Annotated in this window: 9 protein-coding genes; 2 read left to right on the plus strand and 7 right to left on the minus strand. The window is 73.1% G+C overall.

Going from position 1 to position 12362, the window contains the following annotated elements:
- Nucleotides 1-2 precede the first annotated feature (2 nt).
- Nucleotides 3-422 (minus strand): YciI family protein, encoded by a 420-nt coding sequence (locus tag ACFW1A_RS26310; RefSeq protein WP_380412601.1) that lies wholly within the window; start codon nucleotides 420-422, stop codon nucleotides 3-5.
- Between the two features lie 635 nt (nucleotides 423-1057).
- Here ACFW1A_RS26310 and ACFW1A_RS26315 point away from each other — a divergent pair.
- Nucleotides 1058-1705, plus strand: a complete 648-nt coding sequence (locus ACFW1A_RS26315) for a hypothetical protein (protein WP_380412603.1) — start codon at nucleotides 1058-1060, stop codon at nucleotides 1703-1705.
- A gap of 421 nt (nucleotides 1706-2126) precedes the next feature.
- The gene (locus ACFW1A_RS26320; protein WP_380412605.1) at nucleotides 2127-3134 is read left to right on the plus strand and encodes a transposase family protein; all 1008 of its coding nucleotides are present in this window, start codon (nucleotides 2127-2129) and stop codon (nucleotides 3132-3134) included.
- Here the strand turns inward: ACFW1A_RS26320 and ACFW1A_RS26325 are convergent.
- From ACFW1A_RS26325 to ACFW1A_RS26350, 6 genes are all read right to left on the minus strand, one after another.
- Nucleotides 3124-5469 (minus strand): Helicase associated domain protein, encoded by a 2346-nt coding sequence (locus ACFW1A_RS26325; RefSeq protein WP_380412607.1) that lies wholly within the window; start codon nucleotides 5467-5469, stop codon nucleotides 3124-3126. The genes ACFW1A_RS26320 and ACFW1A_RS26325 overlap by 11 nt on opposite strands.
- A gap of 91 nt (nucleotides 5470-5560) precedes the next feature.
- Nucleotides 5561-6313 carry an abortive infection system antitoxin AbiGi family protein gene (locus tag ACFW1A_RS26330; RefSeq protein WP_380412609.1) on the minus strand — a complete coding sequence of 251 codons (753 nt, stop codon included), beginning with the start codon at nucleotides 6311-6313 and terminating at the stop codon, nucleotides 5561-5563.
- Nucleotides 6314-6418: 105 nt separating this feature from the next.
- The gene (locus tag ACFW1A_RS26335) at nucleotides 6419-6979 is read right to left on the minus strand and encodes a hypothetical protein (RefSeq protein ID WP_380412612.1); all 561 of its coding nucleotides are present in this window, start codon (nucleotides 6977-6979) and stop codon (nucleotides 6419-6421) included.
- A gap of 91 nt (nucleotides 6980-7070) precedes the next feature.
- Nucleotides 7071-7778 (minus strand): helix-turn-helix domain containing protein, encoded by a 708-nt coding sequence (locus ACFW1A_RS26340; protein ID WP_380412614.1) that lies wholly within the window; start codon nucleotides 7776-7778, stop codon nucleotides 7071-7073.
- A complete protein-coding gene (locus ACFW1A_RS26345) occupies nucleotides 7775-10069 on the minus strand; it encodes a hypothetical protein (RefSeq protein WP_380412616.1) in 2295 nt (764 codons plus the stop codon). The genes ACFW1A_RS26340 and ACFW1A_RS26345 overlap by 4 nt, the downstream gene beginning before the upstream one ends.
- A 7-nt stretch (nucleotides 10070-10076) precedes the next feature.
- On the minus strand, nucleotides 10077-10412 hold the full coding sequence (locus ACFW1A_RS26350) for a helix-turn-helix transcriptional regulator (protein WP_380412618.1): 336 nt from the start codon (nucleotides 10410-10412) through the stop codon (nucleotides 10077-10079).
- Nucleotides 10413-12362 lie beyond the last annotated feature (1950 nt).

Here is a 12362-nt window from a genome sequence, read left to right on the forward strand (position 1 = left end):
CATCAGAGCTGGCCGGTCCGCTCGCGCCACGCCCGCTCCTTGACGATCCACTCGTTGTCCTGCGGGAACTCCTCGATGCCCGGCACCCGGCGCACCTCGCACTTCGAACCCGGGAACGCCGGCAGGCGCTTGGCCCACTCGACCGCCTCCTCCTTCGAGGCGACGTCGATCAGGTAGAAGCCGCCGAACAGCTCCTTCGTCTCGCCGTAGGGTCCGTCGGTGACCACCGGCGCCTCGCCGGCGAAGTCGACGACCACGCCCTGCGACGGGTCGTCCAGGCCCTCGGCGGCCACGAGCACGCCGGCCCGGATCAGCTCCTCGTTGAAGCGGCCCACCGTCTCGAGCATCTCCTCGAACGGCGTGGACATCATCTTCGCCATCGACTCGTCCGTGCCACGCATGATCAGCATGTACTTCGCCATCGTCGGCCTCCTTGTGCAGGGATCGTCGTTCGACCCTCTCAGCCCAAGGTCGAACGGCGCAGCAACGGATCGACACGACCGGAAAATATTTTTCGGGCCCTCGCGCCGTCCGGTGTCGGATCCTGGTTGCGGGCGTGGCAACGCGCCCGCTGCAACGCGCCTGGGCCGCCGTCCGGGAGGAGCGAAAACGCCCGGTCCGGGGTGCAACGCGGGGTCCGGGTTGCACGCTGCGGTGGGCTCGGAGCCTGCCGCGTGCAGCTGTCGCGCCCGGACCGCACAAGGGCCAGGCCGGAACGGCCGCGAACGCGGTGCCCGCGACGGCCAGGAGGCGCACCCGCAGATCGGGCGCAACCGCGCCAGAAACTCCAGGCCGGGCAGCCCCCAGCGGCACGATCCGGGCAACCAACCCGGGCAGGCCCGCATCGCTCGGACCCGCTAAGCCGTCCGCGCCGCATCGGTGGATGCGCCGGTCACCGATGCCTTTAACCTGCTCGGCCACCCGCCCGAGCCGCAACCAGAGGCAAGGCCGCCAACGGGTCCGACCGGCGCGACGGGTGCGCCGGGCGCAACGGGCGGTGGCGGATCGTTCGAGGAATTGCCCACGGCCGCACGCGTGTTGGGGCACGATACGTTCCATGGATCAGTCGGAGCAGGCAACGGAGCAGACGGTCACCGGGTGGGTCGCAGCCGCACTACGCGGTGACGCGGAAGCATCGTTCCGCCTGGCCGAGTTCGGGTGGGAGCACGACCAGCACGAGACCGTCGATTCCTGGATGGTTCTTGCGGCACACTACGGCGACCCCGCGATGCTGTGGCGACTTGCCGACCTCGTCAAGGACCGCACGTCGGGCGACGTGACTGCCCGCTTGCAACGGCAGGCGATCGCGGCCGAGTGGGGCGGCAGCGACGTGGTGGTCGACGAGAACTGGTGCCGCATCTACTCCGCGCGGCCCGACTCGTCCTACACCCAGGACTTCGACACCCACGTCAAGGGCGAGCCGGACACCGCCGTGCACAGCGCCGTAGTCGCCGCAGCGGCGCGGTTCATGGCCGTGGGGGACGACGGTGTCGAGTACGCGGACCCGGAGGAGGCACTCGACGAGGCCGCGTACTCGCCGAACTGCGCCTCCATACCCACCCGGCACCCCGCCGGCGGCTGGCACTTCGGGCTGGACTGCAAGGGCGAAGTCTTCCCGCTGATGGCAGCCACCCAGCTGCGCATCCTGGTCGAGGAGCTCCGCCGAGCCGGTGCCACCGACATCCGGATCGGCACGCGCGCCTGACCCGGCAAGCCGGCCCCACCGGGAAGCAGGCAGGTCTACTGCTCGCCCGACTGCCGAGCCCAGTCCCACCGCCGCGAGGTCGCTTACCCGCATCTGCCCGGTCTGCGAGAACGACTTCGGCTCACACCCCGGCATCCAGGGCTTCGGCGTAGTCGTGTGATGTCCGCTTCGTGACGATCTGTCGGACGGCAAGAAGCCAGGAACGCAACGGCACGGCTTCCAAGACCATGGAGTTTTTGACGCTCCGTGATCCGAGTGGAAGACCGTGCCTGCCGACCCGTCATCGCCGATCCCGCTTGCTCTTGACCCGCTCCGCCGACAGCCCGAGCCTGGGCCGGAGGAGATCCCCGGGCTGCTGGAACGGCCCGCGGAGCTGCCGGACCCGCGTGATGCGCGCGGAGTCCGCCACACGCTTGCCGTCGTGCCCGCCCTGACCGTGTGCGCCGTGCCGGCCGGGGCGACCTCGCTGCTTGCAGTGGGCGAGCGGATCGCCGACGCACCGGCTCATGTGCTGGAACGCCTCGGCCTGCGCCCCGACCCGTTGATGCCCGGACGGCTTCTGCCCGCCGAGTCGACGGTCCGCCGGCTGCTGGCCCACATCGACGCCGACGCGCTGGACGGGGCGGTCGGCCGCTGGCTCGCGGACCGCCCGGTGGCGCTCGCGGCGCAGCGCGTGCTGGAGAGCGGTGTCGTGGTCGGGGTCGTAGCGCTCGGCCCGGGTCTCGGCGGCGTGGTCGCGCAGGCGCTGCCGCTCGGCCAAGGCGTCGGCCGCGGTGGCGAAGGCGGTCTCGTCCCCGGCGTCGGCGTACCGATCCGCGTGGCGCTCCTCGACCCGGGCCTGTTCCAGGGCCTGCTGGAGGTTCTCCCAGGTCATCCCGGCCGCCCGGCGACGGACCCGGCCGCGGACGCCGCTGAGCAGCCCGTGCTCCTGGTCGTCGGCCTCGTCCTGGGTGAAGGGGGCGCGGGCGGGGTGCCGGGCGAGGGCGGCGTGCAGCGTCGCGCCGGCCGCCCACGCCTCGGCGTGGACGACGGGCTCCGGCAGGGTGCCCGGCTGGGTGCCGTGGACGATCCGCACCCTCCACCAGGGCCACCCAGCCGTCCGGGCCGTCGACGTCCTTCTCGGTCCGGCCGCGGGCCGGGTCGGCGCCCTGGTGGAGGGTGCGGATGCCGTCGTGACCGGTCCGGCGCAGCCAGATCGCACCGCGCACCAGCGGGAAGTCGGGCATCGGGCCCGGCCCAGGCCCCGGTCGGCGGGCGCGGGACGGCTGCTGCATGGGGCCGGCTCCAGCCGATCCGGTGCGGGGTCGAGGCGGGTGGTATCGGTCATCGCGCGCTTCCTCCGGGGTCGGGAGCGGGGTGGCGGCGGCCGGCCCGGGTGGGCCGGGACGGCAGGAGCGCGGATGCGGGGCGGGGGCGGGTCAGCCGGTGACGGTCTCGGCGTGCCGGGTAAGGGCGTCCAGGAGCGCGGTCTGGTGGTCGGTCAGCTTGCCGTCGGTGCGGGCCTTGTCCTGCTTGCGCAGCCAGGTGCCCGGGCGGAAGGCCGGGTCGGCGCCGAGGCCGGTGCGGTTGGCGGGGCCGGTCAGGGTGCCGCCGGCGGCGAGGTAGGCGAGCAGGCGGCGGTAGGAGCGGTTCCAGTCCGGGTCCAGGCGCCACAGCTCGTCCAGCGCGTACAGCTTCGCGATCTGGTCGGTGGTGAGGTTGCCGGCCTTGCGCTGGCGGCGCATCCATGCGCCCACCGCGTAGTCGTCGAGCTTCGCGGTGGCGGGGACGGCGAGGTGGCCGTGCTGGTGGTGGAAGGCGGCGGCGTAGGCGTAGCCGCGTTCCCAGGCGCCTGCGTTCTTCGACCAGATCATGCCGAGCGCGTCCAACTCCGAGACGCGGGCCGGGTCGAGCAGGTGCTGGCCGTTGAGGTGGCGCTGGCGGGTGAGCCAGGAGATCAGCTCGGCGTGCTTCTCGCGGTCGGTGGGGTCGAGGTGGCCGTGCTGGAGGTGGAAGAGGGCCGCGACGGCGTGCATGCGCTGCCACTCGACCGCGCGCGGGTTGAACGCGCGGAGTTTGACGGTCTGGAGGATCCGGGCGGCGTGCCGGCGGGCGTTGATCTTGAGCCACTCGATCGGCGACTCGGCCGGGGCCGGCTGCTGCCCGCGCTCCCCGGCCTCGGCGGCCCCGCCCCCGGGGGCGGCCGTGGTCGTAGTGGTGTGCGCGGTGCCCTGGGAGCGGGAGGCGCGCAGTTCGGTGATCCGGCCGACCACCCGGGCGTCGTGCGCAGCGAGGGCGCGCAGGACCCGCCAGATGGTGCGGAAGGAGCTGGCTTCGATCTCGGCGTCGGCCTCGGCCTTCACCGCCTGGCCGGCGTCGTGGACCTCGGCCGGGTCCGCGGCGGCGGTGTCGTCGCCGACCTCCGGGGTCGGGAGGTAGACCGGGATGATGACCCAGGAGACCTTGCCCTGCCGGTAGGACTGGCGCAGCGCGCGGCCGACGGCCTGGACGATGTCGATGACCGAGCTCTTGGGGTCCGCGAAGCAGATGGCGTCCACGGCGGCGACGTCGATGCCTTCCGTCAGGAGTCGGCTGTTGCACAGGATGCCGCACTCCTCGCCGTCCTCGCCGGTGTGGGCCTTGAAGTCGGTGAACGCGGCGCGGCGGTCCTTGAGCCGGTCGGTGCCGGCCACCGCCTTCGCCCAGATCCGCTCCGGGCGCTCCGCGTCCTCCAGCAGCTGCGAGGCGTCCAGCAGGGTGTTCGCGAACTCCCGCGCCGCCGACACCCGGGAGTGGAAGGTGATGACGCGGCGCAGGCCGAGGTCGGCGACCGCGCGCAGCACGGCGATCTGCAGGGCCAGGCGCAGCAGGTCCTCGTTGCTGCGCTGGGTGCGCAGGTCGGCGACGGCGGGCAGGTTGAGCAGCTCGCGCAGGTCCTCGTCGGTGACCACCGGGACGAGGACGCGGTAGTCGGCGAGGTAGCCGTGTTCGATGCCCTGGCCGAGGGTCCAGGTGAACACGGTGCTGCCGTAGATCTCCTCCGAGTCCATGGAGCAGAGCACGGGAAGCGCCTGGCCGTCGGCGTCGGTGAGGTCGGCCAGGCCGTCCTTCGCGCGCCGGTCGTCGGCGATCCGCGGGGTGGCGGTGAAGTACAGGCGGCGCGCGGCGGGGACCCGGTCGTCGTCGTGGATCGCGGCCCACGCCTTCCCTTCGGCGCCGGCGGTGCGGTGGGCCTCGTCGACGACCACCAGGTCCCACTCGGGCAGGCCGTACAGCTGGTGGGCCTGGACGATGCGCTCCAGCGAGGCGTAGGTGGCGTACACGGTGACCGGCTCGCCGGCCTTCTCGTTGGCGACCAGGTCGGCGATCCGCGGGGCCTGCGTGGTGACCCGGGCGTGGACGCGCCCGCCGGCCTCCGCGCTCTCCAGCACCTCCTCCCGCGAACACGCCGCCACCGCCAGCCCGCGGCGGCCGCCCCGCAGCGACCACGCTTCGGCGGTCTGCTCCAGCAGCTCGATCGTCGGCACCAGCACCAGCACCCGGCCCCGAGCCGCCAGACGCCGGGCGCAGCCGGCCGCGATCAGGGTCTTGCCGGAGCCGGTCGCGGCCACGAGGGTGGCGCGGCCGCCGTTCTTCACCTCGCGCACCGCGGCCGCCACCGCGTCCCTCTGGAACCAGTGCAGCGGCAGCGGGTTCACCGCGGTGCCGGACGGCTGCGCGGGAACCGGCTGCCCGGCTGCGACGCGGAACGCGGCCGGCACGACGGCCCGGGTGGTGGTATCCACGGCGGTGCTTCTCCTTCGGATGCTGAGACGGCGCAGCGGGGCGGGCGGCATCTCCTCGGGCCAGGTCGTGGCTGGGGAGAGGACGATGTTGCTACTCGGGGAACGGGCCAGGCTCGCTGACCCTGGCGAAGGCGGCGATCATCCGTTCCAGGCCCCAGGTGGCGTCGACCAGTTGGGGACGCCGACCCTTCGGCTTCAGGTCGTAGAGAACCTCGTCGATCTCATCGTGGTCGGCTTCCGGAGCGAAGAGCACGACCAGATCGCTCAGGTCGAACTCGAAGTCGCCGACGTGGCGCCACTCCCGCTCCCACCAGAACTCCTTGCGAGTCCCGGAGGGGTTGCCCATCTGCTCGTAGAAGGGGGTCGGCCTCAGGATGTCGGCCTGCTGGGCCACCTCTTCCCGCTCAGAGGCGGAGGACTGCGCGAGATCCTCCGCGACGCTGGCGACCAGGTTGTTGACCGGGTTGACCAGCCAGTCGTGTCCCTTGGTGATGTCGATGTACCAGACCGGGTTGGCGCCCATGCGGCGGGCGAAGGAGCGAGTGAAGGCCAGGCCGTAGCCGTTGAAGCTCATGGCGCGGCCCGGGATGGCCTCGCACATCATCCAGGCGTGTTCGAGGGGGGTCTCGGTGAAGCAGACGGTCCGCTGGGTATCCACGACAGCCTCGTACTTCTTGGCGAGCTTGTCCGCCATACCGAAGACGTTGCGGGCCTCAATGGCGCCGGCCCTGAGTATGGACTGCAGGTTCTCGCTAGCGGTCTTGCGCTTGTGGGCCCGGGTGAAGTGGACGATGAAGGCAGACAGGTCGGTGCGGCGGTGGAGCAGGTTCTCGATCTCGGGCATGCGGGCTTCCTCGGCGTGGCAGGGCGGGTAGGTGTGCTCGGTGCCGCTCCGGTTCGCGCGGACGAGTGTGACTTAGCACTTCAGTTGGCCAGCTGAGCAGCCGTTTCAGTGGGTTCCTCTCGCGATGCGGCTCAGCACCGCGCGAAGGCGCTCCCGCCCGGCTGCCATGCTCGCGTCCCACAGGCCCGCGGCGTTGCCGGACGCCGGGAGGGTCTGGAGCCGCTGCTCGTCGGCTTTGAATGCGGCACCTGCGATGTTCTGGTCCAGCATGCCCATCGCGGTGAGCGCCGCGTGGCCGCACGACACGGCATGGTCGGCGCTCCCGGAGGCGTTGGCCAGCAGGGCGTAGCGCAGGACCAGGCATGCGAAGAACGCGTAGGTGCCGACGGTGTCGGTGATGCCGTCCTCAGCGGGCTGCAGTTCGGGGAACCGGTCGAGCAGGCGTGCCCGCTGGGCAGCGTCGGGCAGCGGGCGGTCGGTCCGCCAGAGGTCGGACACGGACTTCTTGTAGAGCTCCACGTCGGCTTCCCGGCCCGCTTCGCCCGTGTGCAGGCCGATGAACAGCGGGGCCATCCGCTCGGCGCAGGCCGCGACATACAGGCGGACCGCCTCGTCTGCCCCGGTCCGGAGTTCCTCCACGATGTCCTGTGCCACCAGCGTCTTCACACGTCGTCCTCTCTGCGGGTCCGTTTGCTCAACCGGCCGGTTCAGCCGCTCACTGGCCGAACCAAGCGCTCAGTCACCACGGCCGGACTCCCTATTGCCGGTCCTCGGGGATCCAGCCGCGGACTTCGAGGTAGGCGATGTCGGCGTCCTCGACCGCGCGGCCGGTCTCCACCAGCCAGGCCCGCATCGCCTCGGTGACGTCGCCGTGGTGGTCCGCGACGCGCTGGGACCACTCGGCGGCGTCGAAGCCGCCGGTGGAGGCGGAGCCGTAGGTGCGTTCCTCGGTGCCGTCCGCGCGGGGAAGGAAGCCGCGGCGGATGCCGCCGGAGTCCTGCTCGGAGCCCGCGCTGTAGACGTACTGGTCGGCCTTCATCCGCACCGTGAAGGCCAGGCGGCCGCCGGCCCGGCCGGTGGCGTGGACGACCGGGGCGAGGTGGGAGGCGCCGGAGTTGATGGCCTGCTTGCCCGCGCGGCCGGCCATCGACTCGCCGGGCTTGCCGACGGTGTCCTTGCCGCGTACCCGGGCCTTCTGGCCGGTCTTGGTGCGGCGGCGGGTGGTGTTCGCCTCCGCGATGCCGGACAGCACGTCCTCGTCGCGCTCGCCGCCGTGCACGGCGCGGACGACCTGGCGCAGCGCGTTGACCATGCTCGCGCCCTTGCCCTTGGTGAAGAACTGGGAGACGAGCGAGGCGTCGCGGCCGAGCATCTTGGCGACCTGGCGCTTGGTGTAGCCCTCGTCCAGGAGTTGTTGGGTGAGGCGGGCGGCTTCGTTCGGCTGGTTCGGGTCGGCCGGGCTCACTGCTCAGTGCCCTTCTCGGCGGCGGCGAGTTCGGTGCGGCCCAGGGCGCGCAGCTTGAGGTACTGCTCCTGGCTGGTCGGGTGCTCGACGGGGCCGGTGAGGTGGCCCTTGAGGAGGTAGTCGCCCACCTCGCCCCGGTAGGGCCAGGGCTGGCGCTCGGTCAGGGCGATGCCGTCGGTGCCGAAGTAGACGACGGTGCCGGGTTTGGCGTGCAGGGCGCCGGCGTGGGCGATGACGTCCTTGCCCTGGCGGTACTTCATGTCCAGCAGCGCCGCCCGGGCCCCCGACCACACGTAGGCGGCCCACTCGGGGTGGGCGTAGGGGTCGCGGGAGAAGCCGGCCTGCCGCTGCCAGGTCACCACCGTCTCGTCCTGGCCGAGGATCTCGACCCCGGCGGGGAGGGCCTCGCCGAGCGGGGTGGTGCCGGAGACCAGGCGCGGGCGCTGCGCGAATCCGCCCAGGCCGAACAGCAGCACGGAGCGCACCGCGCGGGAGGCGAGGTAGGCGGCGGTGCGCTGGCGCTCGTCGCCGTGCATGCGGGAGAGGTTGGTCAGGTCGGCCCAGGCCGACTTGAGGCGCTTGCCCCACTCGTCGAGCGGCTTGCCGTCCTCGAAGAGCAGGCCGGAGAGGATCTCGACCTTCCACGGCATCAGGTGGTTGGACAGGGCGAGGTGGACCTCGGCGCCGCCCGCCCACGTGGTGAAGGTGGCGCCCGGTGTGGCCGGGTAGATCCAGGCGCGGTCGCCGGTGACAGGGGCCGGGAGCAGGCCGACGTGGTTCCAGCCCTGCGGGACGGTCACCCTGATGTTCCAGTGCGAGCAGGACATCAGGGCCTTCGTCTGCTCCTGCCCGGTCATCGCCGCGAAGGCGGCTGCGGTGATGCGGTGCGGGGTGCCGACCGGGGACTTCCACAGGTGCTTGGCGTAGGCGAAGGTGCGGTCGTACTCCACCAGGGCGGGCAACTGCTCCGGGACGCGCGGGGGCAGGATCAGCTCGGTGCGGCCCTGCCCGCCGGTCGCGTGCAGCAGGGCGCGCAGCTCCTCGGACAGGACCGGGTAGCCGCCGGCCCACTTGCCGCTGGTCGGAATCGTGCGCGACCACAGGTCACGGCCCGTCTGGGACGGGGAGCCCATCAGCACGGCGTCGTCGAAGTAGCGGCGCAGCGCCTGCCACAGCAGCGTGAACGCCTGACGGCAGGTCACCACGTCCGCGCCGTCCGGGTCGAACCACTCCCCCATCGAGCGGATCTCGGTGGTGCCGCCGTCCGGGGCGGCGGTAGGGGCGTAGCGGCCGACCGGCTGACGCTGGTGCACGAAGTGCCCGGCCAGCTTGTCCCGGCCCGCCCCGACTGCCGTCGTCCACCGCTCGGACGGGGTGTTGAGCCAGGCCGCGACCGCGTCCTTGAGCGTCGAGTACCGCTCGGCGCCGTCGTGCCACGGGGCACCGGCGGTGATGTAGACCCGCTCCGTGCCGGGCGCGGCGTGCAGGACGGCGTCCAGGATCTCGCCGGGGGTGCGGGCGCCGAGGTCGAGCCGCACCGTCTGGTCGCGCACGGCGAGCATCCCGGTCGCCGCGTCCAGGAACACCGTGGAGCGGGCCTGCTGGACGAAGTTGGGGCGCTTGGAGACCAGGCCCGTGGTGACGGCCTCGAACCGGGCACCGGCCGGGCCTTCGGGGAGGGTGGGCAGCTCACGCGGGCCGGCCTCGACCGCCGGACGCGGCGCGGCAGCGACCGAGGCAGCCGGGACCGACGCGGTAGTGCGGTCCGAGGAGGGCTGTACGCCGGGTTCCGTCCCCCCGGTGGCCGCTGTGGCGTGCCCGGGATGCGGTGCGACGGGCTGCTCAACGACGACCTGGTTCTCGACCTCGCTCGGCACCTCGGCCACCAGAACGGCCGGGGCCGGCTGCTCGACGACGGGGGCCGGGCGGGTCAGTGCCGGGGCGAGCGCGGCGGCGGGCTCGGCGACCGGCGCGGCCTCCGCGGCCGGGGCGGGCGCAGCGGCGGTGGCGGCGGCCCGGTCGTCGGTCTTGGCGGCGCGGACGGCGGCCGGGGTCGGGTCCAGCAGCGGGGCGATCCGCACGACCTCGCCCACCGACAGCCCGCAGGCCTTCGCGATGGCCGGTGCCTGGGCGCCCTCGTACCCCGCCAGCCCGGCCACCCGGCGCGCGCGCTGGGCGGTGAGCCTGTCCAGCTCCCTCCGCGCTGCCGCAACCTGCTTCTCGGCGGCCGCGATCCCCGTGCGCAGCTCGCGCAGGCCGGCGAGCTCGGCGGTGTACGTCTTGCGGTCCATCAGGATGTCACTCCCCCTGTGCGGCAGTGGTGTTGGTTCCGGCGTCGAGGGGGCGGGCCCGGCGGGCGAGGGTGAGCCAGCCGTCCGGGCCCCGGGTGCCGTGGATGTCGGCCAGGCCCGCGAGCAGGAAGGCGTAGGCGCCGCGCCTGGGGGCCCGCGGCTGCGCGGTGCCGTTCTCCCACTTGGCGAACGTCTCCCGCCGGGTCTTCAAGGCATCGGCCACCTCGACCTGGGTCAGGCCTGCGGCCTTGCGCAGCCGCTCCCGCTCGGCCGGCTCCGGCAGATCACCGCCGTCACGGGCCTTGGCCAACAGCGCGTCCACCGCCGCGAAAATCTCGGACACCACACACCTCCCACCCACGAAGACGGCACAGAACACCACCGCAATGACATCACCAATACTCGCACAGACACCTCATCAAAAGCCGCACAAGACACTCATGCCCGTCGATCGGCCCTGACGTGTCGATGCCGGACGAGCCGGGCCGACCGTCGGCAGCACGAGGAGCTGACGGGAAGACAGCACCGCCGCGGCCGTACCCGACGCGGCGCGGTACCGCCCTCGTTGCCACGTGGGGCCGCGCCGTCGGGCCGAGGGGTGAACTGGAGCATGTTGGCGGGCAGCCGGATCACCGCCTCGTGCTCCGGGGCGTCGGCCGTGTGGCCGGGCACCGAGCCGACCTCCTGTGCCTGCCGGAACGAGGCCCGCGATGCCGGCGCCGGCCAGGCTCAGCAGGAAGGCCTGCTCGGCGAAGCGCTGCGCGACCACTACTTCAAGGACAACGGGCGCCCGTGCTGGCGGCCCGGACGTCGAGCTGAACGACATCTCCTGGACGGACCGGGAGCTGTAGACGCCCCCGCAGACCCTCCGTGTCGCCGAAACGGAAAGTCCCGACCGCTGTCGGCGGCCGGGACTTCCTCATTCATGCACCCCGCACTGCTGGACGGCGGGCCCGGCGCATCGGCCTCGTCCAGCCCGCCCTGCTCGCGTACCGACAGCCGGTCGTGCCGCAGGCAGAGCTGCGGGAGGGCGGCCGGTTCGTGCGCCGGAGCGCGGGCGGCGGCCAGCTCCTGACCAGTCGGCACCACCCGGTTGGCCAGGCCGATCCGCAGGGCTTCGTCCGCGCCCACCCGCCGTCCGGTGAGCACCAGGTCCAGTGGGAGCCAGGGCGCGGATGCCCGGCCGGTAGCCGATCTCCGGCAGGGTTCCGGTGTCGTAGGGCGCCCGACGGGGCTGGCGGACCGGACCCGACCGCGGTGGACGTCGCGGCGCACCGCCGTGGCGCCGCGGGCGAACGGGGTTGGGGCCGCCGGCACGGTGGCCGTCACTGCCTTCCCCACTCGGCCCCTTTTCGATCCCTGGCCCGAGGCGAACGCTTCGCACACCCTTAGAAACAGGTACTGACGGGCGCTTCGACGCGCTGACGTACGGCACCTTCGACGCCGAGGAGGCCCTGATCGAGTGGGAGAGCCTCCTCACCGGCCGGACCTTCGCCCAACTCGTCGACGCCGACGTGCCCGAGGTCGTCGCCGAGCCGGACGACGGCCTGGGCCCGCTGCTGCTTGCGGTCCCCTGCGCCCTGCAGGCCGCGCCGGCCGGCGCGGACAACCCGCGGCTCGCCGAGGTCGGCCGGCAGTGGATCCAGCAGCGGGCCAGGCTCGCGGGGCGTTCGACCCGCAGAGCGCGGACTGGATCCCCACCGGCCCGGCCGAGCCGGCCCGGAAGGCCGGCGACCGGGGAGAAGGCCTGTACTGCCGGTCGGCGTAACCACCGCGGCACCCGCTCGTACACGGCACCCGCCGGACCGGGAGCCCGCCCGGGCCGTCGGGGTGTCCCGGCGGGGTGGTGAGAGCCTGTCAGGCACTGGCCCCGGACGTGCCCGTCCGCTTCGCTCGGCCGGCCCTGTACGCCTCCGTGGCCTCGCGGGTGGCCGACGCATCGGCCTGCGAGGCGCCGCCCGACCGCGAGCCGGGAACGATGAAGGACCCTCCAGATCACGCAACCCTGTTCTGCGCAGCCGTCACCCGCGTCACACGCATCCTCGAACTCGCCGTCAAACGCGCCGAACCACCGCACAACACCGCCCTCGCCGTCCGACTGTGCGACGCACTCACCGGAGCAGCCGTGATGCCCGCGGCTGCACGCCGGCGACGGCCAGACCTCATTCCTACCCCGCCGAGTACTCCCGCCCGGCGCTGGACACCACCCCCCGCCGGGGGGGGGGGGGGGGGGGCCGCCCCCCCCCCCCCCGAGGCGGGCCCCCCCCCCGCGGGGCCCCCCCCGCGCGAGCAC

This window comes from Kitasatospora sp. NPDC058965 (genome assembly GCF_042741245.1).
Taxonomy (GTDB): Bacteria; Actinomycetota; Actinomycetes; order Streptomycetales; family Streptomycetaceae; genus Kitasatospora.